This window comes from Streptomyces sp. Y7 (genome assembly GCF_043195415.1).
In the GTDB taxonomy this organism is placed as follows: domain Bacteria; phylum Actinomycetota; class Actinomycetes; order Streptomycetales; family Streptomycetaceae; genus Streptomyces.
In genome coordinates this window covers 451,778-476,503 of sequence record NZ_JBIDDQ010000001.1, presented here as the reverse complement: position 1 = coordinate 476,503, position 24,726 = coordinate 451,778, and the positions used below count along the sequence as shown (strand labels likewise).

General features: G+C 72.2%; 19 protein-coding genes. 12 read left to right on the top strand and 7 right to left on the bottom strand.

Annotation, left to right across the window (positions count from 1 at the left end; translation table 11 throughout):
• The first annotated feature begins 7 nt into the window (after positions 1 to 7).
• From ACGFW6_RS02010 to ACGFW6_RS01980, 7 genes are read left to right on the top strand one after another with little or no spacing between them, the layout of a single operon-like run.
• Entirely contained in the window at positions 8 to 6,481 is a 6,474-nt protein-coding gene (locus ACGFW6_RS02010; protein ID WP_393503499.1) for an amino acid adenylation domain-containing protein, read from the top strand.
• A 4-nt stretch (positions 6,482 to 6,485) separates the two neighbouring features.
• Complete coding sequence (locus ACGFW6_RS02005) at positions 6,486 to 6,707, top strand: MbtH family protein (protein WP_393503496.1); 222 nt, start codon at positions 6,486 to 6,488, stop codon at positions 6,705 to 6,707.
• A 38-nt stretch (positions 6,708 to 6,745) separates the two neighbouring features.
• Complete coding sequence (locus ACGFW6_RS02000) at positions 6,746 to 8,023, top strand: cation:proton antiporter (RefSeq protein WP_393503494.1); 1,278 nt, start codon at positions 6,746 to 6,748, stop codon at positions 8,021 to 8,023.
• 37 nt (positions 8,024 to 8,060) lie between these two features.
• The gene (locus ACGFW6_RS01995) at positions 8,061 to 9,545 is read left to right on the top strand and encodes a tryptophan 7-halogenase (protein ID WP_393505048.1); all 1,485 of its coding nucleotides are present in this window, start codon (positions 8,061 to 8,063) and stop codon (positions 9,543 to 9,545) included.
• 17 nt (positions 9,546 to 9,562) lie between these two features.
• Positions 9,563 to 10,756, top strand: coding sequence for a cytochrome P450 (locus tag ACGFW6_RS01990; RefSeq protein WP_393503491.1), 1,194 nt, complete (start codon positions 9,563 to 9,565; stop codon positions 10,754 to 10,756).
• 13 nt (positions 10,757 to 10,769) lie between these two features.
• Entirely contained in the window at positions 10,770 to 12,020 is a 1,251-nt protein-coding gene (locus ACGFW6_RS01985; protein ID WP_393503488.1) for a cytochrome P450, read from the top strand.
• A 25-nt stretch (positions 12,021 to 12,045) separates the two neighbouring features.
• The gene (locus ACGFW6_RS01980; RefSeq protein WP_393503485.1) at positions 12,046 to 12,279 is read left to right on the top strand and encodes a ferredoxin; all 234 of its coding nucleotides are present in this window, start codon (positions 12,046 to 12,048) and stop codon (positions 12,277 to 12,279) included.
• A 197-nt stretch (positions 12,280 to 12,476) separates the two neighbouring features.
• Here the strand turns inward: ACGFW6_RS01980 and ACGFW6_RS01975 are convergent, their stop codons facing one another.
• Together ACGFW6_RS01975 and hppD are read right to left on the bottom strand one after the other, a co-directional pair.
• Positions 12,477 to 13,601, bottom strand: a complete 1,125-nt coding sequence (locus ACGFW6_RS01975) for an alpha-hydroxy acid oxidase (RefSeq protein WP_393503482.1) — start codon at positions 13,599 to 13,601, stop codon at positions 12,477 to 12,479.
• Positions 13,588 to 14,685 carry a 4-hydroxyphenylpyruvate dioxygenase gene (gene hppD, locus ACGFW6_RS01970; RefSeq protein WP_393503479.1) on the bottom strand — a complete coding sequence of 366 codons (1,098 nt, stop codon included), beginning with the start codon at positions 14,683 to 14,685 and terminating at the stop codon, positions 13,588 to 13,590. The genes ACGFW6_RS01975 and hppD overlap by 14 nt, the downstream gene beginning before the upstream one ends.
• 170 nt (positions 14,686 to 14,855) lie before the next feature.
• Between hppD and ACGFW6_RS01965 the strand changes: the two genes are divergently transcribed.
• Together ACGFW6_RS01965 and ACGFW6_RS01960 are read left to right on the top strand one after the other, a co-directional pair.
• The gene (locus tag ACGFW6_RS01965; protein ID WP_393503477.1) at positions 14,856 to 16,187 is read left to right on the top strand and encodes a PLP-dependent aminotransferase family protein; all 1,332 of its coding nucleotides are present in this window, start codon (positions 14,856 to 14,858) and stop codon (positions 16,185 to 16,187) included.
• A complete protein-coding gene (locus ACGFW6_RS01960) occupies positions 16,184 to 17,332 on the top strand; it encodes a prephenate dehydrogenase (protein ID WP_393503474.1) in 1,149 nt (382 codons plus the stop codon). Before ACGFW6_RS01965 ends, ACGFW6_RS01960 begins: the two co-directional genes overlap by 4 nt.
• A 144-nt stretch (positions 17,333 to 17,476) precedes the next feature.
• Here the strand turns inward: ACGFW6_RS01960 and ACGFW6_RS01955 are convergent, their stop codons facing one another.
• From ACGFW6_RS01955 to ACGFW6_RS01940, 4 genes are read right to left on the bottom strand one after another with little or no spacing between them, the layout of a single operon-like run.
• A complete protein-coding gene (locus ACGFW6_RS01955) occupies positions 17,477 to 18,649 on the bottom strand; it encodes an ABC transporter permease (RefSeq protein WP_393505046.1) in 1,173 nt (390 codons plus the stop codon).
• Positions 18,650 to 18,696: 47 nt separating this feature from the next.
• Positions 18,697 to 19,410, bottom strand: coding sequence for an ABC transporter ATP-binding protein (locus ACGFW6_RS01950; protein ID WP_393503471.1), 714 nt, complete (start codon positions 19,408 to 19,410; stop codon positions 18,697 to 18,699).
• Positions 19,407 to 20,708 (bottom strand): peptidoglycan-binding protein, encoded by a 1,302-nt coding sequence (locus ACGFW6_RS01945; protein WP_393503468.1) that lies wholly within the window; start codon positions 20,706 to 20,708, stop codon positions 19,407 to 19,409. The genes ACGFW6_RS01950 and ACGFW6_RS01945 overlap by 4 nt, the downstream gene beginning before the upstream one ends.
• Positions 20,705 to 21,226, bottom strand: a complete 522-nt coding sequence (locus ACGFW6_RS01940) for a hypothetical protein (RefSeq protein ID WP_393503465.1) — start codon at positions 21,224 to 21,226, stop codon at positions 20,705 to 20,707. Before ACGFW6_RS01940 ends, ACGFW6_RS01945 begins: the two co-directional genes overlap by 4 nt.
• Before the next feature lie 160 nt (positions 21,227 to 21,386).
• On the opposite strand from ACGFW6_RS01940, the gene ACGFW6_RS01935 reads away from it, so the two are divergent.
• Positions 21,387 to 22,040 (top strand): response regulator transcription factor, encoded by a 654-nt coding sequence (locus ACGFW6_RS01935; protein ID WP_030952744.1) that lies wholly within the window; start codon positions 21,387 to 21,389, stop codon positions 22,038 to 22,040.
• Positions 22,021 to 23,211, top strand: coding sequence for a sensor histidine kinase (locus ACGFW6_RS01930; protein WP_393503462.1), 1,191 nt, complete (start codon positions 22,021 to 22,023; stop codon positions 23,209 to 23,211). Before ACGFW6_RS01935 ends, ACGFW6_RS01930 begins: the two co-directional genes overlap by 20 nt.
• Before the next feature lie 21 nt (positions 23,212 to 23,232).
• Here the strand turns inward: ACGFW6_RS01930 and ACGFW6_RS01925 are convergent, their stop codons facing one another.
• Entirely contained in the window at positions 23,233 to 24,192 is a 960-nt protein-coding gene (locus tag ACGFW6_RS01925; RefSeq protein WP_393503459.1) for an LLM class F420-dependent oxidoreductase, read from the bottom strand.
• A gap of 115 nt (positions 24,193 to 24,307) precedes the next feature.
• Between ACGFW6_RS01925 and ACGFW6_RS01920 the strand changes: the two genes are divergently transcribed.
• On the top strand, positions 24,308 to 24,718 hold the full coding sequence (locus ACGFW6_RS01920; RefSeq protein WP_393503456.1) for a hypothetical protein: 411 nt from the start codon (positions 24,308 to 24,310) through the stop codon (positions 24,716 to 24,718).
• Positions 24,719 to 24,726 lie beyond the last annotated feature (8 nt).

The following is a 24,726-nucleotide window of genomic DNA, read 5'->3' as shown; positions in this document are numbered from 1 at the left end:
TAACGCGATGCCCCGATCCCTCGTCGAAGACGTGTGGCCGCTGTCCCCGCTCCAGGAGGGCCTGCTCTTCCACGCCGCCCTGGACGACCGCGGCGGCCCCGACGTCTACACCGTGCAGGCCGTGCTCGCGCTCGACGGACCCGTGGACGCCGCCCGGCTGCGCGCCTCCTGGGAGGCACTCGTCGCCCGGCACGCGGCCCTGCGCGCCTCCTTCTGCCATGTCAGCGGCGCTCAGATGGTGCAGGTCATCGCCCGCGAGGTGACCCTGCCGTGGCGTGAGGAGAACGTCGGCGGACTGCCTCGGGAGGAAGCCACCGCCGCGGCCGACCGGGTGGCGGCCGAGGAACTGAGCCGGCGGTTCGACCTGGCGGCGGCACCACTGCTGCGGATAGCCCTGGTCGAACTCGCCGACGACCGGCACTGGATGATCGTCACCAGCCATCACGTGCTCATGGACGGCTGGTCGATGCCGGTCGTGATGAGCGAGCTGTCCGCGCTGTACGCGGCCGGCGGCGACGCCTCCGGGCTGGCGGCCACGGCCTCCTACCGGGACTATCTGGCCTGGCTGAACCGGCAGGACAAGCAACGGGCGCGCGACGTGTGGCGGGCCGAGCTGGCCGGCCTGGACGCCCCGACGCTGGTCGCGCCCGCCGACCCGACCCGGCTGCCCGACTCCGGCTTCGTGCTCACCGACCTCTCCGCGGAGCTGACGGCGGGCCTGGTGAGCCTCGCCCGCGGCCACGGGCTGACCCTGAACACGGTCGTGCAGGGCGCCTGGGCGGTCGTGCTGGCACAGCTCGCCGGACGCACCGACGTGGTGTTCGGCGCCACCGTCTCCGGCCGGCCCGCCGAACTGCCCGGTGTCGAGACCATGGTGGGCCTGCTGATCAACACCCTGCCGGTGCGGGTGCCCCTCGACGGGCGGCAGTCGGCCGTGGAGATGCTCACCGCCCTCCAGGAGCGGCAGGCGGGGCTGATCGCCCACCAGCATCTCGGCCTGCCCGAGGTACAGCGCCTCGGCGGTCCCGGCGCGGTCTTCGACACCCTCGTCGTCTACGAGAACTTCCCGCACGCGCCCGGCAAGCCCGGCTCCGAGGGACTGTCCATGCGCCCGGCGAAGCTCTCCCGCGACACCGCCCACTACCCGTTCACCCTGGTCGTCGCGCCCGGCGACGACCGGCTGCACGTCAAACTCGACCACCAGCTGGAGCTGTTCGACCGCGGGACCGCCGAGGCGGTGCTCGGCCGGCTGATCCGCGTGCTGGAACAGATCGTCTCCGACCCGCGGCTGCCGGTCGGGCGGCTCGCGGCGGTCGGCGGACCGGAGCGGGAACGCGTCCTGCGCGAGTGGAACGTCACCGAGGCGGCCGTGACCGGCGGTTCCGTGCCCGAGCTGTTCGCGGAACAGGCGGCCCGCACCCCCGAAGCGGTCGCCGTCACCGGCGGGAAGCGGATCCTGACCTACGCCGAACTCGACGCCGACGCGACCCGGTTGGCGGGACACCTGGCGCGGCGGGGCGTGGGCCGCGGTGACCGGGTCGCCGTGCTCATGGAGCGTTCGGCCGACCTGCTGAGCGCGCTGCTCGCGATCTGGCGGGCCGGAGCCGCGTACGTGCCAGTCGACGTGGGCCAACCGGCCGAGCGGATCACGTTCCTGCTGAAGGACTCCGCACCGGCCGCCGTCCTGTGCACCCGCTCCACGCGCGGTGCCGTACCCGAGGACACTCCCGTGGCGCCGCTCGTCCTCGACGACCTGCCCGCCGGGGGAGAGGGCCGGCCCGCGGTGCGGACGACCCCGGACGACCTCGCGTACGTGATGTACACGTCCGGCTCGACCGGGACACCCAAGGGCGTCGCCGTGCCGCACGGTGCCGTCGCCGCGCTGGCCGGGGACCCGGGCTGGGGACTGCGCGAAGAGGACGCGGTGCTGCTGCACGCCCCGCACGCCTTCGACGCCTCGCTGTTCGAGATCTGGGTGCCGCTGGTGTCCGGGGCCCGCGTGGTGGTGGCGGAGCCGGGCGTGGTGGACGCCCCGCGGATCCGGGACGAGGCCGCCGCCGGGGTGACCTCGCTGCACCTGACCGCGGGAACCTTCCGGGTGCTCGCCGAGGAGGAACCGGAGTGCTTCGCCGGGCTGCGCGAGGTGCTCACCGGCGGCGACGTCGTACCTCTGCAGGCCGTCGAGCGCATACGGCAGGTCTGCCCCGAGCTGCGGATCCGGCATCTGTACGGGCCGACGGAGACCACCCTGTGCGCCACCTGGCACCTCGTCGAACCCGGCTCGCCCGGCGTCGGCACCCTGCCGATGGGACGGCCGCTGGCGGGCCGCCGCATCCACGTCCTGGACGCTTTCCTGCAGCCGGTCCCGGCCGGCGTGCCCGGCGAGCTGTACCTCGCAGGGGAGGGCGTGGCACACGGGTACGCCGGACGGGCCGCCCTGACCGCCGAGCGGTTCGTGGCCGACCCCTACGACACGGCCGGGCGGCGGATGTACCGCACCGGGGACCTGGTGCGCTGGACCGACGAGGGCGACCTGGTCTTCGTCGGCCGGGCCGACTCCCAGGTCAAGATCCGGGGCTTCCGGGTGGAACCGGGCGAGGTGGAGTCCGCGCTCGCCGCACAGCCCGGCGTCCGGCAGGCCGTCGTCGCCGTCCGTGACGACGGGCCCGGCGAGAAGCGGCTGATCGGCTACGTCGTCGCCGACGGACCGGACCTCGACCCCGACCACGTCCGCGAGCGGGTCGCCGAGGTGCTGCCTGAGTACATGGTCCCGGCGATGGTGATGGCCATGGTCACGCTGCCGGTGACCGCCAACGGCAAGGTCGACCGCGACGCGCTGCCCGCCCCCGACTTCGTCTCGCGGAGCGCCGGGCGCGCCCCGGAGAGCGAGACCGAGCAACAGATGTGCACGCTCTTCGCCGAGGTCCTCGCCCTCGACGAGGTCGGCGCCGAGGACAACTTCTTCGAGCTCGGCGGCGACTCCGGCCTCGGCATGCGCCTCGCCCGCCGCATCCGCGAGGACCTCGGCGTCGACCTGCCCATCCGGCAGCTGTTCTCGGCACCCACCCCGGCCGGCGTGGCCCGGGTGCTCGCCGCCAAGGTCCGCCCCGCGCTGCGGCAGGTCGAGGACCGCCCGGACCCGCTGCCCCTCACCGCCGGCCAGCTGCGCACCTGGCTGCTGGACCGCCTCAACGGCGACGACGCGCCCGCGCACCACGCCCTCGCGCTGCGGGTGCGCGGCGCCCTCGACCGGGACGCGCTGACGGCGGCGCTGGGCGATGTCGCCGACCGGCACGAGATCCTGCGTACCACCTTCCCCGGCACCGGCCGCTCGGTGCGCCAGCGGGTGCTGGAGCCGGAGGCCGGACGCCCCGGGCTGCGGCTCACCGAGGCCCGCGAGGAGGAGCTGCCCGCCCTTCTCGAGCGGGCGACGGCTCACACCTTCGACCTCACCCGCGAAGTGCCCTGGACCCACACCCTGTTCGCCCTCTCCGACACCGACCACGTCCTGCATCTGCTCGTGCACCGCATCGCCGCCGACGCGCGGTCCACCGGCGTGCTGATGCGCGACCTCGCCGCCGCCTACGGGGCCCGGCGCCGGGGCCGCGCCCCCGAACGGGCGCCGCTGCCACTGCAGTTCGCCGACTACGCGCTGTGGGAGCGGGAGCTGCTGAGCGGCGAGCAGGACCGCGAGACCCTCGCCTGGGACGAGATCCGGTACTGGCGCGGCGCCCTCGACGGCGCCCCGGAAGCCCTGGACCTGCCCACGGACCGCGACCGTCCGGTGCTGCCCACCCGCCGGGCCGGATCCGTGCCCGTCCGGCTGGGGGCCGAGGCGCACACGCGGCTCGCCGCGACGGCCGAGCCCTCGGGTGCCTCGGCGTTCACCGTCGTCCAGGCCGCGCTCGCGCTGTTGCTCGGCAGGCTCGGCGCGACCGACGACGTCACCGTCGGCACCGTGCTGCCGCGCAGCGAGGACGAGGTCGAACTCGAAGGGCTGATCGGCGCCTTCGAACGGCCCCTCGCCCTGCGCACCGACCTCTCCGGCGATCCCACGTTCGCCGAACTGCTCGGCAGGGCGCACGACGCGGGTCGCGAGGCCCGCCGCCGGCAGGACGTGCCCTTCGCCCGGCTGCTGGAAGCCCTCGACCTGCCGCCGACACCCGACCGCCACCCCGTCTTCCAGGTCGCCCTCGACGTCCGCGACGAGGGCGAGGACCCCTGGGACGCCTGGCAACTGCCGGGCCTGAACGGTGGACCCGTCGACCTCGGCACCGACGCGATGGAGTTCGACCTGTCCCTCCACCTCGACGAGACCGAGGACCCGGACGGACTCCCCGGTGGTCTGACGGGCGAACTCCGGTACGCCACCGACCTGTTCGACCGGCACACGGCGGCCACGCTCGCCGCACGACTGGTCCGGGTCCTGGAACAGGCCGCCGAGGACCCCGAACTGCGCGTCGGGGACTTCGACCTGCTGCTCGACGACGCCGAACGGCGGGCCGCCGTGGAGCTCGGCGACCACTCCGGCACCGAGCCGCCCGAGACCACGGTCGTCGAGGCACTGTCCGCGCAGGCGGCCGCCACGCCCGACGCGGTCGCGGTGGCCGACGGGACCGGAGCGCTCACCTACGCCGAACTGGACGCCGAGGCACGGACACTGGCGTTGCGGCTCGCGGCGCGGGGGATCGGCGCCGAGGACGTCGTGGCCGTGGACCGGCCCGCCGACGCGGGGCTCGTCGCCGCGCTGCTCGGCGTGCTGCGATCCGGAGCCGCGGTCCGGCCGGTCTCCGGAGCGGACCCGGCATCGGGGGAGATCCGTGCCGCCGCCGTGGTGACCACCTCAGCCGGTGCCGGGCCCTGGGCGGCAGCGGGGGCAGCGGTGCTGCTCAGCGACATCACCGCGACCGCGTCCGACGAGGACCCCGCCGAGCACACCGCCCCGCGCCCGCCGCACCCCGGCCACCCCGCCCTGCTGCTCCCCGCCTCAGCCGGGAACGGCTCCCACGCGGTCGTCGAGCACCGCACGCTCGCGTCCCGCACCGCGCACCGCGCGCAGGTCTCGCCCGTGTCCGGCGTGACGCAGCTGGACCCCCGCGTGCCGGTTCCGGCCCTGCTCACCCCCCTGCTCGCCACCCTGACGTCCGGCGGCACCGTGCGCTTCGGGACGCCTTCCACCGACGGGCCGGGCGCCGACCTCCTGGTCACCACCGGCGCCCCGCTCACGGAACGGGCCACGGACTCACCGTCGTACCCGGAGATCCTGGTCGTCGACGAGGACCCGCGGCGGATCCCGGCCGTCACCACACGGGTCACCGGTCACGCCGTCCCCGAGACCGGCGGCACCTGGCTGGAGGCGCGCTACGGCCCCGGCGAGCTGACACCCGCCTCCGGACTCCAGGCGGGACGACCGCTCCCGCACACCCTGGCCTACGTCCTGGACGACCGGCTGCGCCCTGTCCCCGGCGGAGTCGAAGGGGATCTCTACGTGGCCGGCGGCGCCCTCGCGCGGGGATACGCGGGCCGCCCCGCACTCACCGCCGAGCGGATCGTCGCCGACCCGTACCGTCCCGGCGGCCGGATGCTGCGGACCGGCCAGCGCGCCAGGCGCGACGGCCGGGGCGTGCTGTCGCTGCGCGACCGCCGGGTCGCGCGGGCCGGCAGGCCGGCCGGCCCGGGCGGCGGCGAACTGGGCGTTGTGCTGCCGCTGCGGCCCGAAGGCACCCGCAAGCCGCTGTTCTGCCTGCACCCCAGCATGGGCCTGAGCTGGTCGTACGCGGCGCTGTTGCCGTACCTGCCGGCCGACCTCCCGGTGTACGGCGTGCAGGCGCGCGGCCTCGCCGGGCCCGAGGAACTGCCGCACAGCATCGAGGAGATGGCGGCCGACTACGCCGACGAGATCCGCAACGTCCAGCCCGAAGGCCCCTACCACCTGCTCGGCTGGTCCTTCGGCGGCATGATCGCCCAGGCGATCGCCTGCCGGCTGGAGGAGCTGGGCGAGGAGGTGGCGCTGCTCGCGCTGCTCGACGCCTACCCCAGCAGCGCCGGCAAGTCGGTCTCCCGGGACCGCGGGGCCTCCCGCGAGGAGCAGGCGTCGACCTTGATGGAGCAGGAGATCGAGGTGTCGGCGGGTGTCGACGCACGCGGGAACCTGGGCGACCGGGTGCTGTCGCGGATGCGGGAAGTGCTGGGCAACATGGCCCGGTTCGCGCCCGGCCACACCCCCCGTCGCTTCGGTGGTGACGTCCTGCTGTTCATCGCCGCGCACGACCGCCCGGACGAACTGCCCGCCGCCGAGGCCCGGGCCTCCTGGCGGCCCTACACCGGCGGCACCGTCGAGAGCCACGAAATCCCGGTCGACCACTACCGGATGCTCCACCCCGGAAATCTCCCGCCGGTCGGCTCCGTCCTCACCGGGAAACTGGCCGCGATTCCCCAGACCGCGAAATCCACGAACCACTCCGGAAAAGAAGGCGAATGACACCATGACCAACCCCTTCGACAACGAGAACGGCACTTTCCTGGTGCTCGTCAACGACGAGGGCCAGCACTCGCTCTGGCCGGTCTTCGCGGAGATTCCGCAGGGCTGGACGACCGTGTTCGGCGAGGCGGGCCGAGCCGAATGCCTGGAATTCGTCGAGCAGAACTGGACCGACATGCGGCCCAAGAGCCTCATCGCCCGCATGGAAGGCACCGCCACGGCCTGACCGGCGGTGCGGGCACGCAGTGAGAGGAAGGGAGGGACGTGGACACCGGACAGGTGACCACCGTCGTCATCGGCGACGTCGCGCTCATCGTCGTCGCCTCCTGGCTGCTGGGCGCGCTGGCCCGCCGGCTGGGCCAGCCCACCGTGATCGGGCAGATCGTGGCGGGAATCGCCCTCGGTCCCACCGTGCTCGGGCGGCTGCCGGGCGATCCGACGAAGACACTCTTCCCGCCGGAGGTGCTGCCGTTCCTGACGGTCCTCTCCCAGGTCGCCGTCGTGATCTTCATGTTCCTCGCCGGATACGAGATCAACTACCGGCAACTGCGCCGTGGCGGCCGGTCCGTGCTGGCGGTGGCCGCGCTGGCACTGCTGGTCCCGGCCGGGCTCAGCACCGGCGCGGTGACGCTCCTGGACGGCATGTTCACCGCGGTCGAACCGGGCGCGGGCGGGCGGACGTTCGTGATGTTCATGGCGGTCGCCTGCTCGGTGACCGCACTGCCGGTGCTGGTCGCGATCGTCCGCGAGCGCGGCATGGCGGGCACGCCCACCGGGGCGGTCGCCACCACCGCCGCCGGGATCATGGACGTGGCCGCCTGGCTGGTGCTCGCCGCCGCGTTCGCCGGCACCGGGCACTCCTCGGGGCCGTCGTGGCTGCTGGCCCTGGTGCTGATCGTGCTGTTCGGCGCCGTCATGTTCCTCGTCGTACGGCCCCTGCTCGACCGGCTGCTACGGCGCTCGGAGTCACGGCTGCTCAGCCCTGTGCCGGTGGCCCTGGGACTCGCGCTGGGCAGTGCCTGGGTGACGTCCGTGCTGGGGCTGCACCCGGTGTTCGGCGGCTTCCTCGCGGGCCTGGTCATGCCGCGCCGCAACGAGGTCCCGGACGCCGAGGTGCTCCAGCCGATGGAGCAGACCGCAGCGGTGTTCCTGCCGCTGTTCTTCGTCACCACCGGGCTGAAGTTCGACGTCGGCACGCTCGACGCCGACGGACTGGTGCTGCTGGCGCTGATCCTGGGCATCGCCGTCGTCGGCAAGCTCGGCCCGGCGTACGCGGCCGGCCGGCTGACCGGCCTCGGCCCGCGTCAGTCGGCACGGGTCGCCGCACTGGTCAACACGCGCGGCCTCACCGAACTGATCGTGCTCGACGTGGCGCTCGAAGCGGGGGTGATCGGCCCCGGCCTCTTCACGGTGCTCGTCCTGATGGCGCTCGTCACCACCTTCATGACCGGCCCGCTGCTCACCCTCGTCGGACGAAAAGAGCGTCCGGAAAAGGAAATTGGACGAGTTGACGAGCCCGCCGGACAAATTCAGGCTCAATGAGAACACCGCAACGGACAGGGAGTTGGCTGTGGCAGCAGTGACCGAAGAATTCGACGTGGCCGTCGTCGGCGGCGGACCCGCCGGTTCCACCCTCGCCGCGCTCGTCGCCAAACAAGGGCACCGGGTCGTCGTACTCGAAAAGGAGAACTTCCCGCGCTACCAGATCGGTGAATCGCTGCTGCCGTCGACCATTCACGGTGTGTGCCGGCTCTCCGGCGCCGCGGACGACCTCGCGAAGGCGGGCTTCCCGCTCAAACGCGGCGGCACCTTCCGCTGGGGCGCCAGGCCCGAGCCCTGGACCTTCGCCTTCTCCGTCTCGCCCCGCATGGCGGGCCCGACCTCCGTCGCCTATCAGGTCGAGCGGTCCAAGTTCGACGACATCCTGCTGAAGAACGCCCGCAAGCAGGGAGCCGACGTCCGCGAGGGCTGCTCGGTGCGCGGGGTGATCGAGGAGGGCGAGCGGGTCCGCGGCCTCACCTACACCGACGCCGACGGAAACGAGCGCGAGATCCGCGCCCGGTACGTCGTCGACGCCTCCGGCAACAAGAGCCGGCTTTACAACAAGGTCGGCGGCACCCGCGAGTACTCCGACTTCTTCCGCAGCCTCGCCCTCTTCGGCTACTTCGAGAACGGCAAGCGGATGCCCGAACCCAACCGCTTCAACATCCTCTGCGTGGCCTTCGAGAGCGGCTGGTTCTGGTACATCCCCCTCAGCGACACCCTGACCAGCGTCGGAGCCGTCGTACGGCGGGAGCTGGCCGAGAAGATCCAGGGCGACCCGGAGAAGGCGCTGCGGGCCCTGATCGACGAGTGCCCGATGATCGCCGACTACCTCTCCGGCGCCACCCGTGTCACCGAGGGCCAGTACGGCGAGATCCGGGTCCGCAAGGACTACTCGTACCACCACACCACCTTCACCCGGCCCGGCATGATGCTCGTCGGCGACGCCGCCTGCTTCGTCGACCCCGTCTTCTCCTCCGGCGTCCACCTCGCCACCTACAGCTCGCTGCTCGCCGCCCGCTCCCTCAACAGCGTCCTGGAGGGCAAGGTCGACGAGGATGCCGCGATGAAGGAGTTCGAGGCCCGCTACCGGCGCGAGTACGGCGTCTTCTACGAGTTCCTCGTGTCCTTCTACGAGATGCACCGCGACGAGAACTCCTACTTCTGGCAGGCCAAGAAGGTCACCTCGAACAGCGAGCCGGAGCTGCAGTCCTTCGTCGAGCTCATCGGCGGTGTCTCCTCCGGCGAGCAGGGCCTGATGAACGCCGAGGCGCTGAGCGAGCGGCTCGCGGACAACTCCGAGGAGTTCGCCACCGCCGTGGAGAAGTTCGCCGCGAACGAGGACGGCAGCTCGGTGCCCCTGTTCAGCTCCTCGGTCGTGCGCAACGCCATGCACGAGGCGGGCCAGGTGCAGATGCGGGCGCTGCTCGGCGAGGACGCCGAACCCGAGACACCCATGTTCCCCGGCGGACTGGTCTCCTCCGCGGACGGCCTGTACTGGCTGCCGGCCACCACCGCCTGAGGGAGGCGAGCTGCCACATGGTGTCCCGTGACGTCCCCGTGTACAACCGCCGGGACCGGTTCGACCCGGTCCCGGAACTGGTCGAACTGCGCAACCGGTGCCCGGTGCTGCGGACGGAACTGCACGGCGGGCCCTCCAGCCAGGTCGTGGGCTGGCTGGTCACCGGCATCGACGAGGCCCGCGAGGTGCTCAGCGACCAGCACCGGTTCACCATGCTCCCGCCCGCCGACACCGAGGCGCAGTCCCGGCGGCTGCAGAACATCGGCAACCCCCTGCACTACGACCCGCCGGAGCACACCCGGCTGCGCAGGATGCTGAACCCCGAGTTCACCATGCGGCGCCTGCGGCGGCTCCAGCCGCGGATCGACGCCGTCGTCGAGGAGTGCCTCGACGCGATGGAGCAGGCCGGGGCGCCGGCCGACCTGATGCAGCACTTCGCCTGGCAGATCCCGGGCCAGGCGGCCTGCGAACTGCTGGGCGTGCCCCGCGACGACCGCGCGGAGCTGTCCCGCCATCTCGACATCACCCGCGACGACGGCCGCGGCCGGGCCCGCCAGATGGCGGCCGGCCGGGCCTACCGCGCCTACTTCCACCAGCTCACCGCACGGCAGCGCCGGGACCCCGGCGACGATCTGCTGGGCATGCTGGTGCGCGAGTACGGCGACGAGATCACCGACGAGGAACTGGAGGGCCTGGCCGCGTCGCTGACCTCCGCCGGCATCGAGAACGTCGCCAGCATGCTGGGACTCGGCACCCTCGTCCTCCTCGAACATCCCGACCAGCTCGCCCAGTTGCGGAAGAAACCCGAACTGATCGACCGCGCGGTGGAGGAACTCCTGCGCCACGTCTCGGTGATCCCGACCCTCTCGCCGCGCACCGCGCTGGAGGACGTGCCCCTCGGCGGGCACGTGATACCGAAGGGGGAGCGGGTCATCTGCTCGGCCTTCGCGGCGAACCGGATCGCCACCCCGGGTGGCCGTCCCGACGACCGCTTCGACATCACCCGTGAACCGGCCCCGCACATGGCGTTCGGACACGGCGTGCACCACTGCCTCGGCGCTCCGCTGGCCCGGATGCAACTGCGCACCGCCTACCTGGCGTTGTGGCGGCGCTTCCCGGACCTGCGGCTCGCCGTCCCGCACGAGGAGATCAGGTTCCGGATGCCGTCCTCACGGGTCTACTCCGTGGACGCGCTCCCGGTGGCCTGGTAGGAGGACAACGCTCATGCCGCAGCAGACCCAGCACCCGGCCCCGCAGCAGCAACCGCGGGCACAGCAGGCGTACCCCGAACTGCTCTACACCCGGCGCACCCGCTTCGACCCGGCCGACGACCTGCGTGCCGCGGCCCCGCTGAGCAGGTACGTCATCGGCCCCAACGAATCCGACGAATGGGTCTGGCTCGCCACCGGCTACCCGGAGGTGCGCCGGATCCTGGGCGACCACACCAACTTCAGCACCCGCCGCCGGTGGGGCGCCGAAGGACCGAACTGGCGCCCGCCGGAGCTGGTCGGTCACCTCATGGACTACGACCCGCCGGAGCACACCCGGCTGCGCCGGATGCTCACCCCCGAATTCACCGTACGGCGGCTGCGCCGGCTGGAACCGGACATCACGGCGATCATCGAGGAGCACCTCGACACCGTCGAGGCAACCGGGCCGGGCGCCGACCTGATGCCGCTGTTCGCGCAGCCGGTGCCGGGCGAGGTGCTGTGCGAGCTCATCGGCGTGCCGCGCGACGACCGGCCCGAGTTCCTGCGCCACTGCCACCGGCACCTGGACTTCTCCCGCAGCCGCAAGGTGCGGGCCGCCGACGGCGCCGCGTTCTCCCGCTATCTCGTCTCGATGGTGGCGCGGCAGCGCAAGGACCCCGACGACGGGTTCATCGGCGCGCTGGTGCGCGAGCACGGCGACGACTTCACCGACGAGGAGATGCGCGGCGTGTGCGTGCTGCTGATCCTCGCCGGCATCGACAACATCGAGGGCATGATCGGCCTCGGCGTCCTCGCGATGCTGGAGAACCCCGACCAGCTCCCGCTGCTGCTCGGCGAACGCGACGACAAGGGGGACGGCTCCCGGCTGGCCTCCGACCGCGCCCTGGACGAGCTGATCCGCTACATGTCGGTGGCGAACGCGCCCACACCGCGCACTGCCGTGAACGACGTGCGGATCGGCGACCAGCTGATCAAGGCGGGCGAGACCGTCATCTGCTCGCTCACCATGGCCAACCGCGACCCGGCCCTCACCGACGGACCGGACCGGCTCGACCTCGCCCGTGAGCCCGTCGCCCACGTCGCCTTCGGGCACGGCGTCCACCACTGCCTGGGCGCCGCGCTGGCCCGCACCGAGCTGCGCATCGCCTACCAGGCCCTGTGGCGGCGCTTCCCCGAACTGCGGCTCGCCGTGCCCGCCGAGGAGGTGCGCTTCTACAACCGGGCGCTCGCCCACGGACTCCACCGCCTGCCGGTCGCCTGGTGACCGACGGAAAGGAGACGGCAGACCGATGGAGATCCGGATCGACCGTGAGAAGTGTGTGAGCGGCGGCGTCTGCGCGATGTTCGCGCCCCGGGTGTTCGACCAGGACGACGACGGCATGGGCGTCGTGAACGACGCCGCCCCGGCCGCGGAACTGGCCGCGGCCGTACGGTCGGTCGTCTGGCGCTGCCCCGGACACGCCATCACCGTCCACGACCGGGAACCGGCACCGCAGGAGACGGAGCGGGGAGGACGCCGCTAGAGCGTGCTGCCCCGCACAGGGCGCGTGCCCGGCATCGAGGTGATGCCGGGCACGCGCCCTGTGCGGGGCACCCCCATGCCGGGCACGCGCCAAGTGCGGGGCACCCCCATGCCGGGGACGCGCCATGTGCAGGGCACCCCCATGCCGGGGACGCGCCAAGTGCCGGGCACCCCGATGCCGGGCCCTGCCTGCCTCCGCTACCCGATCCCCACGCCGACCGGCCGGAGAATGTCCAGCCCCGCCGCGTCGGCGACCCCCGCGCATCCGGCCAGCCCCAGGGCGTCCGTCACCTCACCGGCCAGCAGCTCCAGCACGCGCCGTACGCCTTCCTCGCCGCCGGCCGCCAGACCCCAGACCGGGGCGCGGCCCACCAGGACGCCCGACGCGCCGAGCGCGAGGGCCTTGAGGACGTCCGTGCCGCTGCGCACGCCTCCGTCGAGGAGGATCTCGCAGGCCCCGCCGACCGCTTCCACCACGCCGGGCAGCGCGTGCACGGCGGTCAGTGCGCCGTCCAGCTGGCGGCCGCCGTGGTTGGAGACGACCAGGGCGTCGACGCCGTGCTCCACGGCGCGACGCGCGTCCTCGGGGGCCAGGACTCCCTTGAGCACGATCGGCAGCCGGGTGCTCTCCCGCAGTTGCCGCACGCACGACCAGGTCACGGACCGGGAGAAGGTCTCCGCCGTGTGCACGGCCACCGCCGACTCCCCGCCGCCCGCGCGGTGTGCCGTCGACGTCCCGCCGCCCAGATGGACTGCCCGGACGTGGTCGGGCAGCGCGAATCCGTTGCGGACGTCCCGCAGCCGCCGGCCCATCCACGGCACGTCGACGGTGAGCACGATCGCCTCGCAGCCGGCGTCCTCGGCCCTGCGGACCAGATCCAGCGTCCGCCCGGTGTCGCGCAGCCAGTAGAGCTGGAACCACACCGAGCCGCCGACGGCCGTGATCTCCTCCACCGGCACGCTGCTCAGCGTCGCCACGGTGAAGGGCACGCCCGCCGCCTTCGCGGCCCGCGCGGTCGCCGACTCGCCCTCCGGGCACACCAGTCGGTGGTACGCCACGGGTCCGACCGCCACCGGCATCCGCACGGCTCGCCCGAGCAGTGTCGTCTCCGTGTCGCACCCGGACACGTCCCGCAGGATCCGGGGGCGCACGAACACGCCGTCGAACGCGGCCCGGTTGGCCGCCAACGACAGTTCCCGGCCGCTGCCCCCGGCGACGAAGTCCCACACGTCGGGCGGCAGTACCGCGGCGGCGGCCCGCTCGACATCGTCCATGTCGAGCCAGACCGCCGCCGTACCCCCGCCCACGTCATCGCAGGCCATGCTGCCCGGCCTTCTCCAGTTCCACCGCCTCGTACAGCGCCTTGATGTTGGCGCTGCCGAACGTGCCCGCGCCCTGCCGCTCGATGATCTCGAAGAACAGGGTGCGCTTGGGGTGAGTGGAGGCGGTGAATATCTGGAACAGCTGACCGCCGTGGTCCTCGTCCGCGAGCAGCTGTGTCTCGCGCAGCGTGGCGATGGAGTGCGTCGCCAGATCGATCCGGCCGTCGAGCAGGTCGTAGTAGGCGTCCGGCGTCTTCAGGAAGCGGACGTCGCGTTCCCGCAGCGCGCGGACCGAGCGCACGGCGTCGGCGCTGGAGAAGGCGACGTGCTGGACCCCGGCGCCGTCGTGGTTCTTCAGGAAGTCGTCGATCTGCCCCGGCTCGGCCTTGGTGTCCGGCTCGATGAGGGTGAGCGTCACCGCGCCGTTCGGGCTCTGCACCACCTTCGACTCCATCGCCTGTGTGCCGACGACGATCCGCTCCTCGAAGATCTCGCTGAAACCGAGGGCGTTGCGGTAGAACCGCACCGTCGTGTCGAGATCGCCCGCGGGGAGACAGACCGCGAAGTGGTCGATGTCCAGCAGCCCCACCTCGCCGGACCACTGCGGCCGTTCACCCGCGACGGGTGTGAACCCCGCCGGGAGGCCGCCGGCCGCGACGGGCTCTCGTTCCACCAGTGTGTGGACGACGTCCCCGAAGCCACCGATGAGCGCGGTGACCCGCGGCCCGTTCCCGGAGTGCCGCTCCGGCCTGCGCAACGCCCGGCCCCCGCCCGCCACGGCGGCGGCGAACGCCGCGCCCGCGTCCCGGGTGCGCAGCGCGATGTCGGCGACCCCGTCGCCATGGGCCGGCAGATACGCGGACGCGGGGTGCCGGTCGCTCAACGGGGTCGTGAGGACAAGGGTGATTCCGCCGTGCCGCAGCGCGACGCTCCGGTGATCGGCGGAAATGCTCTCGCCGGCCACGGAAAAGCCGTATGCGTCCTGCCAGTCCCGGGTCGCTGCCTCCAGGTCCTCCACATACAACTCGACGTAGTCGATCGTGTAGTGACTGACGGGTCGATGCGCGCTCGCTCGATCATTCATGACGGTCCCTGGGTCGAAGAAGGATCGGGATTTGCGGCACCACCGTACAACTCGATTCGCGAATACCGAACTTGTCAAAGTTGGCAGCTGAAGATGCAGGTCAACGCCGGTTCCAGGGTGTCAAACGTGCGGCATTGTCGCAGTTGCCGCAGTGCGTGATACTGGCCTCCATGCCGATCCCGAAAAATCTCGCGGAATTGAGTTCGGAGCCGCTGCACGCCTCGCTCTCCGCTGCGTCCATGGAGTCGATGAATCTGCTCAACAATATTGCCGGAAACCATCCCGCGGCAATATCGTTCGCGGCCGGCCGGCCCTACGAGGGATTCTTCGACACGGACCAGATCCATGAATACCTGGAGGTGTTCACGGAGTATCTGCGAACCGAGCGGCACATGACGGAACAGCAGGTGTCGCGCACCCTCCTGCAGTACGGCGAAACCAAGGGCGTCATCACCGAGCTGATCGCCAAGAACCTCGCGGTCGACGAGGGCATCGACGTCGACCCGCGCTGCGTCGTCGTCACCGTCGGATTCCAGGAGGCACTGTTCCTGGTGCTGCGCACCCTGCGCGCCGACGACCGCGACACGCTGCTGGCGCCGTCCCCCACCTATGTCGGTCTCACGGGCGCCGCCCTGCTCATCGACCTGCCGGTGCTGCCGGTGCCCTCCGGGGAACAAGGCCTGGACCTGGGGGAGTTGGTGCGCCGCCTGCACGCCGCGCGTGACGCCGGCCGCCGGGTGCGCGCCTGCTACGTCACCCCGGACTTCGCCAACCCCGTCGGTCTCAGCATGACCGTCGCCGACCGGCACCGGCTGCTGGAGATCGCCGCGTCGGAGGGCTTGCTGCTGCTGGAGGACAACCCCTACGGACTCTTCCACCGCACGCCGGACCGACGCCCGCCCACGCTGAAGTCGCTCGACACCGAGGGCCGGGTCGTCTATCTCGGCTCCTTCGCCAAGAGCGGCGTGGCGGGTGCCCGAGTCGGCTTCGCGGTCGCGGACCAGCCGGTGCGCGGCGGAGTGCTCGCCGACGAGCTGTCGAAGATCAAGAGCATGCTGACGGTGAACACCTCCCCGATCGCCCAGGCCGTCATCGGCGGCAAGTTGATCGCCAACGACTTCAGCCTGGTGGCCGCCAACGCCCGCGAAACCGCCGTGTACCAGAGCAATCTGACGCAGGTTCTGCAAGGGCTCACCGAGCGGTTCCGGGAGGCCACGGGGGTGACCTGGAACGAACCCGACGGCGGGTTCTTCGTGGTCGTCACCGTGCCGTTCGCGGTCGACGACGCCTTCCTGCAGCACGCGGCGCGCGAGCACGGCGTGCTGTTCACCCCCATGCACCACTTCTTCGGCGCGGGCACCGAGTCCCGCCAACTGCGGCTGTCGGTCAGCACCTTGACCCCGGAGCGGATCGAGGAGGGGCTCGACCGGCTCGCCGCCGCCGTCATCTCACGTCTGCCCGGCGATGTCACCGCGGACGTCCCCGCCGGGGCTGCCTCGTGATCCGCTCCCTGGCCGTCGTCGGCACCGGACTGATCGGCACCTCGGTGGCGCTCGCCGCCGCGCGGCGCGGCGTCACCGTCCATCTCCTCGACGCGAGCGCGTCCGCGGTCCGCACCGCCGAACTGCTCGGCGCCGGCACGGCGCTGCCGCCCGAGGCGCCGGTGGACCTCGCGGTGCTCGCCGTCCCCCCGAGCAAGGTCGCCGACGTGCTCTCCGAACAGCAGGCGCGCGGCCTCGCACGCAGCTACACGGACGTGGCCAGCGTCAAGGCGGGCCCGGAGCGCGAGGTGCTGGCCCGTGCCCCGCGGCCCACGCACTTCGTCGGCGGACACCCGCTGGCGGGCCGTGAGCGCTCCGGCCCGCTCGCCGCACGCCCCGACCTCTTCCAGGACCGGGTGTGGGTGCTCACCCCCTCCCGGCTCACCTCCAAGCCCGCCTTCGACCGGGCCCTGGACCTGATCGACCTGTGCGGAGGCGTCCCCACGGTCATGCGGAGCGGCGCCCACGACGAGACCGTGGCGCTCACCTCCCACGCCCCGCACCTCATGGCCAGCCTGGTCGCGGCACGGCTCGGCGGCCGGTCGCCCGTCAGCGCGCTCCTCGTCGGCCAGGGGTTCCGGGACGCCACCCGCATCGCCCGCGGCGAGGCCCGGCTGTGGACCGACATCATCGAGACCAACGCCGCCGAGGTCGCCGGTGTCCTCACCGCGCTGCAGACCGATCTCACCGAACTGCTCACGGCGGTACGGGACCTGTCGGTGCGCGACCCGAGGAGCAGGGCGCGAAGCAGGCGCAACCTCACCGGTCTGCTGGAGCGCGGTGTCGCCGCGCTGGAGGCTCTTCCCGCCCCGGTGTCGGGCCCGCTCCCCGCCGACACCGCCCATGTCGACGTCACCATCGCCGAGCGCCCCGGCGAACTCGCCCGGCTCCTGGAGACCGCGGCCGGACACGGCGTCGGCGCGGACACCGTCGCCGCGCCGGTCGCCGGGTACGGCCCGGACGCACCGCTGGTCATCCGGTTCGAGCTCGCCGCGGCCGACGCGGACACCCTGGCGCAGAAACTGGCCGCCGCGGGCTGGGACGTCGTCCACGACGACGGCGTACCGGAGGGAACCGAAACCGCCCTCGTCGGGGTTCCTTCGTGACCACGGCCGACCGTCACCGCCGGCACACCGACACCCTCCCCGGCGACTCGCCGGGGAGGGTACGGACCCGGTGCCCCCTGCGGGGGAATGTCCAGGGGCACCGGTGATCGGGGAACGACTGCCCCTGCCGTACGAGGCTGCCGCTCACGGTGTCGCCAGCGCCTCCGTGGGGGGCAGCCGGGCCGCGCGCACCGCCGGGTAGAAGCCCGCCAGCGCGCCGATGACCAGCGTCGAACCGATGCCACCGGCCATGGCCCACGCCGGGACGACCGACGGCCAGCCCTGGTACGAGGCGTAGCCGATGGTCACCGCGATCCCCAGAGTCACCCCGCCGACGCCGCCGAGCGCGGACAACAGCTGCGACTCGCACAGGAACTGATTGCGTATCTGCCCCCGAGTGGCCCCCAGCGAGCGGCGCAGACCGATCTCGGAGCGGCGCTCCAGCACGGAGATGACCATGGTGTTGGCCACGCCGACACCACCGACCAGCAGTGCCACCGCGCCGAGCCCGAGGAGCAGCCCGCTCAGGGTGTCGTCCGTGGCCTCCTTCGCGGCGAGGGCGTCGGAGGGCCGGGAGACGGCCACCTCGTCGGGCTTCTCCGGGTTGGTGGTCGCCCCGAGGATGCCCTGCACCTGGGAGACGCGCTCCTCCACGGCCCGTACGTGGATCACCGACGGGTAGCCGTCGAAGCCGAGCTTGTCCTGCGCGTAGGGCCAGCCGACCAGGGCCTGGGTGTCCAGCTCCGGAGTCAGCTCGTTGGGCGCGAGCAGTCCGATCACGGTGAACCAGCGGCCACCGAGCCACACCTGCACGTCGGATCCGGCCCGGTGCACCCCGAGCTGTTCGGCGGCGCGGGGACCGAGCACCACGGAGGGATAACGGTCGTTGGCGGCGTTCAGCCACCGCCCGTCGGTCACCTGCGCGCCGGTCGTCTCGGGCAGGTTGGTCTTCGCCGCGTAGACGGCGATACCGCTGGTCTCGGCCTCCGGTATGTGGTCGTTGCGATAGACCTTGGCGTCCACCTTGCCGAGTGCCGTCACCGACTCCACGTCCGGAATGTTGCCCACCATCTGCACCGACTCGCTCGGCAGATGGGAGGCGTCACCACTGAGCGACGGCCCCGGAGTGACGGACAGCAGGTTGGTGCCCAGCGCGCTCAGCCGCCGGTCCAGGTCCTCCGTGCTGGAGGTGGAGATGCCCACCACGCCCACCATCGCCGCGATGCCGATCGCGATGCCCAGCGCGGACAGGAACACCCGCATGGGCCTCGCCCGCAGCCCGTACCCACCCACCCGCAGCACGTCGGCGGGGCTCATCCGGGCCGGGCGGGGCCGCGAGCCGGCCGCCCGCCCGTCGGACCGCGTCACCGCCGCGCCCCGGACGCGGCGGCCGCCAACTCCCGGCCGGCGGTGGAGTCGTGCTCGATCCGCCCGTCCTTGAGCCGCACCTCGCGCGGCAGGGACGCGGCCACGTCCCGGTCGTGTGTGATGACGACGACCGTGGTGCCGGCCTCGTTCAGCTCGTGCAGCAGCTCCAGCACGGTCGCGCCGGACCGGGAGTCGAGCGCGCCGGTCGGCTCGTCCGCCAGCAGCAGCGGCGGGTCGCCCAGCACCGCACGGGCGATCGCCACCCGCTGCTTCTCACCGCCGGAGAGCTGATGCGGCTCGTGATACAGCCGATGCCCCAGCCCCACCCGGCGCAGCGCCGTCTCGGCGAGCCGGCGCCGCCTGGCGCGCGGGGTGCCGCTGTACAGCAGCCCGTCGGCCACGCTGTCCAGCACCGGTATGCCCGGGGTGAGATGGAACTGCTGGAACACGAAACCGATCGTGCCGGCGCGCAATGCCGACAACTCGCGGTCGCTGAGCTCCTCGACCGCGTGGCCGTCGACCCGGACGTGCCCGGAGGTCGGACGGCTGAGCGTGCCCATGATGTTGAGCATGGTCGACTTCCCGGAACCGGACGGCCCGACGATCGCGACCAGTTCCCCGCGCCCGATCACCAGATTCGTGTCGGCCAGCGCGACGACCTCTCCGTACCGTTGGGAGACCCCCGTCAACTCCACTACGTTCGGCGTCACTTGGGCACCCCCACCCTCATACCTTCTTCGATGCCCGAGCCCTTGACCTCGACCAGACCGCCGGCGAACATCCCCAGCTCCACCGGCACCATCTCGCTGCCGCCGCCGGTCTTCGGGACCTCCAGCGCATAGCCGCCGCCCGGCCGCGCCATCAGCGCGTTGACCGGCACCGCCAGCACGTCCCGGCGGCTGTCGGCCTCCAGGATCACGTCGACGGACGCGGCCTGGTAACGGCCCAGCTTCTTCTGGTCGTCGATCTCCAGCCGCACCGGAAGGGTCGCCTCGTCGGCACCCTGGCCCTCACCGCCGGCCCCGCCGCCGGAACCGGCGGAGGCATTGGCCGGGGTGCCGATGTCGGTGACCTCGCCGACCACGGTGCTGCCGTCCGGCAGCCGGACCGTGGCCTTCGAGCCCTCCTTCACCAGGTCCTCGTGCTGAGGGTCCAGGTCCATGGAGACGAGCCGCTCGGTGCCGGTCCAGGTGAGCACCTCACCGCCGGCGACCGCGCCGGGCGAGGTCTTCAGCTCCGCGATCCGCCGCGCCCCCGCGGCGACCACCGCGTCCCCGGGCCGTACGGTGCCGGTCTCCTCGGCGTTGAGGTCGTCCTGCCACTCCTCGACGGCCGCGGCGGTGCCCGAGGTGTACTCGTCGTCCACGTCGAAGCCGTCGTAGCCCAGAGCGGCGAGGTTGCGCTCCAGCATCCGCACGTCGGAACCCTCGCTGCCCGCCTCCAGCGTGCGGTACAGCGGGACGGACCCGTACAGCAGGGGCACCTTGCGCTCGTTGACCCGGTAGACGGTGTCGCCGCGTTCGAGCGTGTCGCCCTCGCCGGGCACCCACGTGACGAACTCGCTGTCGACAGGCGCCTGGCCGCCGCTCTGACCGTTCTGTCCGGACGCGGGGGCGGCGGAGCCGGTGGTGACCGCGGTCGGCTCGCCGTGGCCCAGCGTGCCGTCCACGGTCTCGGTGCTGGTCAGCGTCATCCGCTGGACCTTCGTCGTCGCGGCCGGACCCGACGGGGCGGCCTGCGCCGCGGCACCGTCGTCACCGCTGAAGGCGCCCGTGGCGGCGAGCCCCGCGGCGGCGGCCACGGCGATCGCGATCACCACGAGGGCGGCCGTACGGCGAATGCTGCGCCTGCGCCGGTCGGCCGTCGGCCGGTCGGTGTCCTCGGCAGGCGCCGGCTGTGCCGCCTCCTCGGCGACGGCCGGGGCCTGTTCCGCGTCGTCCGGGACCGCCGGGGCCCCGCCGGGCTCCACGACGGCCGGGAGGTGTTCCGCCTCCTCCTGCGTGGTCACTGGCCTCCGCCGCCCTGGATCATCATCCCGCCGCCGGGCCACTTGTCCTGGCACGCGGAACGGGCCTTCTGGAAGGCGGGGTCGGCCATGCTGAGGCCGGCGCCGGCGAAGTCGAGGGCCATCTGACCGCCGTTGATCTCCGGGTCCGGGAACTTCGGCACGCCGTTCTCCCGGATGCACTCCGCCCAGGCGGCGACCTTGGTGGGATCGAGCGGCTCGCCGCCCTGGGCCTGCCCCTCGGCCTGCGGAGCCTTGTCACGGCAGGCTTCCATGGCGCCCTGGAACTCCTGCGAGTTGGTGTCGACACCCCCGGCGTCCATGCGGATACCGCCGTCGGCCTGCTGGGGGTCGGGGAATTCGGGTACGCCCTCGGCACGCATGCACTCGGCGAATTCCAGGGCCTGGTCGAACGCGCCGTTGGCCGACCCGGAGGATTCCGAGGTCGGGTCACTGTCGGAAGCCGCGCTGGACGAGCCGGAACAGCCGCTGATCAGCGCGCCTGTGAGAAGCAGGGACACGGGAAGAATTGCGCGCCCGATCAGGGCACGTCGCTGTGTGGAGAACATGCACGGAGTTGTACGCCGGGTGCGGTTACACCCGGGGAACAGTCGTGCCGGCCTCTTTGACCCCGTCCACGCGTTATTCCCCTGTTATGGGTCGCAGGGCATCCTGACCGGCATGAGAGTGCTGATTGTCGACGACCACCTCGAACTCGCCGAGACGATCGCCGCGGGGCTGCGGCAGGAAGGCATGGCCATCGACCTGGCACTGGACGGCCGGCAGGCGCTGGAACAGGCGACCGTGTACGACTACCACGTCATCGTGCTCGACCGGGACCTCCCGCTGATGCACGGCGACGAGGTCTGCCGTGCGCTGATCAAGCACGGCTGCCGGGCCCGCATCCTCATGCTCACGGCCTCGTCCACCATCGCCGACCGGGTCGACGGACTGAGCCTGGGCGCCGACGACTATCTGACCAAACCGTTCGCGTTCGCCGAACTCGTCGCGCGGATCCGCGCCCTGGCTCGCCGTGCCCACCCCGCCGTGCCGCCGGTGCTCACCCACGACGACCTGTCGCTGTCGCCCGCCGAGCACACCGCCTGGCGCGGCGGACGCCAACTGGACCTGTCTCCCAAGGAAATGGCCGTACTGGAGCTGCTGCTGGCCGCGCGCGGCGCGGTGGTGTCCGCGGAGGAACTGCTCGAACGGGCCTGGGACGAGGCCACCGACCCCTTCACCAACACGGTGAAGGTGACCATCAGCCGCCTGCGCCGCAAGCTCGGCGACCCGCCGGTGATCGAGACGGTGCCGCATGTCGGCTACCGCATCTGAGCCCGCCGGCCGGTTCCGCATCCGCTGGTCGGCCCGGCTCCGGCTCACCCTCCTCTACGGCACGCTGTTCTTCGTCTCGGGCGCCACCCTGCTCGCCGTCACCTACCTCCTGGTCGTGCAGAGCCCCGCCTCCAAAGGCACCAAGATCACCACCGGTAACGCCTCGCGCAACCCGGCGGTCCAGGAGATCTCGGGCCAGATCTCGTACGTCGCCGACCGCCAGCGGCAGGAGGCCCAGCGCACCCTGCTCACCCGGTCCGGCATCGCGCTCGGCGTCATGACCGGCGTCTCCGGCGGCCTGGGCTGGCTGGTGGCCGGGCGGGTGCTGCGCCCCGTACGTGTGATGACGGAACGCGCCCGCCGTATCTCGGCGCACAACCTGCACGAACGGCTCGCCATGCCCGGCCCCGCCGACGACGAACTGAAGAACCTCGGCGACACCTTCGACGGCCTGCTCGGCCGCCTGGACGCCGCGTTCGACGCCCAGAGACGCTTCGTCGCCAACGCCTCGCACGAACTGCGCACGCCGCTGACCCTGCAACGTACGGTGATCGAGGTCGCGCTCAGCACTCCCGACCCGGACGCTAAGGCCCTGCGGGCGGTGTGCGAACGGGCCCTGACCATAGGTGAGGAGCAGGAGCGGCTGATCGAGGCGCTGCTCACCCTGGCGAGCAGCCAGAGCGGTGTCTTCGCCACGGAACCGCTGGACCTCGCCGAAGTCGTCACCGACGTGCTCGACAACCTCACGCCCACCCGCCCCGACGACGTCGCCCTCGACGTCAGGCTCGCCTCCGCCGGGACCGAGGGCAACGCCAGCCTCGTGGAACGGCTGGTGACCAACCTGGTCGGCAACGCCCAGCGCTACACCAACCGGGGCGGCTGGATCACGGTGACCACCAGCCTCGAAGGAGGGGTGCCCACGGTGCGCGTCGTGAACAGCGGACCGGTCGTCCCGCGCGACGCCATCCCGTCCCTCTACCAGCCCTTCCAACGGCTCGGCCACCGTTCCGCACGCCACGACGGCCACGGCCTCGGCCTGTCGATCGTCGCGGCCGTCGCCAGCGCCCACCGGGCCAGGATCGTCACCGAGCAGGGCCCGGAGGGCGGCCTCGACATCACGGTCGCGTTCCCGCGGCGCAGGGACGGGGTGTTCGGGGTGCCCGTGCCGTGATCCGAGGCCCGTCGGCGGGCCTCACGCGTCGCGCATCTGCGGCAGGATCTTCGTGCGGTAGAAGTCGAAGAAGCCCTGCTGGTCCTTGCCGATCTGGCTGACGTACACGGTGTCGAACCCCGCGTCGACGAACGCGCTCAACGCCTCCAGATGCGGGTCCGGATCATCGCCGCAGGGTACGGCGGACGCCACCTGGTCCTCGGTGACCTGCTCGGACGCCTGCTCGAAGTGGCGTGGCGTGGGAAGGATCTGGGGGAGTTCGCCGGGCAGCTGCTCGTTGGCCCACAGCCGGTGCGCCGTGCGGATCGCCTCCTGACGGTCCGCGCCCCAGCACACCTTGAGCCCGCCGTACACCGGCTTGGTGCCGCCGCCCGCACGGCGGAAGCGCTCGACGAGAGCGGGATCGGGCATCATCGTGATCAGGCCGTCGCCGATGCGTGCCGCGCTCTCGACGGCCTGCGGTCCGAAGGCGGAGACGTCGATGGGCACCGGCTCGTCCGGCAGGGTGTACAGGCGGGCGTTTTCCACGGTGTAGTGCTTGCCGTAGTGGCTCGTCCGCTCGCCGGTGAACAGATGCCGGATGATCTGGACGGCCTCCTCCAGCATCTCCAGACGCACCGGTGCCTCGGGCCAGTGCGTGCCCAGAATGTGTTCGTTGAGCGCCTCACCGGTACCGACCCCCAGCCGGAACCGGCCTCCCAGCTGGGCGGCACTGGTGGCGGCCGCCTGGGCGATGACCGCGGGATGCGTGCGGACGAGGGGGCAGGTCACGGCCGTCTCCACCGGCAGGGACACCGCCTGCGACAGGGCGCCGATCACCGACCACACGAACGGACTCTGGCCCTGGTTGTCGTTCCACGGGTGGTAGTGGTCCGAGATCCACAGTGAGGTGAAACCGGCCTGTTCGGCCATCCGGGCCTGATCGACGAGTTCGGCCGGGGTGTGTTCCTCGCACGACAGGAAGTATCCGAAGTCGGGCATGGTGTCTCTCTCAGAGGAGGCGGGGACAGCGGTACTGCGACGCGTCGGCGAGTACCCGGTGGGCTGAGGGGCCTAACCGCGGCGTGCGCGTGTTCCGGGCGCGCGGGAGGTACTGATGATGACCGAGACCGGCGTGCCGGTGGTCATGGGGCTGCTCGCCCGGGTCAACCCCCTGGTGCTGACCACGATGGGCGCGGCCGCTGTCGCACACGGCGCCACCGCGGTCTACGACGTGTCGCTGGCCACTGGCGAACGGGAGGTCCGGCCGATCGAGCAGCACATCCACAGTTTCCTTGAAGTGCTGCCGCTCACCGCGCTGGCCTTCACCGCTTGTCTGCATCCGGACCAGGTCCGTTCAGCGCTGCGCGGCGGACGGCACCCGCGGGACTGGCGGCTGCTGCCCAAGGAGGACCCGCTGCCGCCTGCGTACCTCGCCGGACTCGCCGCCGTCATCGGGCTGGGGGTCGTCATGCCGTACGCGGAGGAGCTGCGACGGTGTCTGCGGGCCGGGCCCGGAACCGCGTAAGGGCCCAC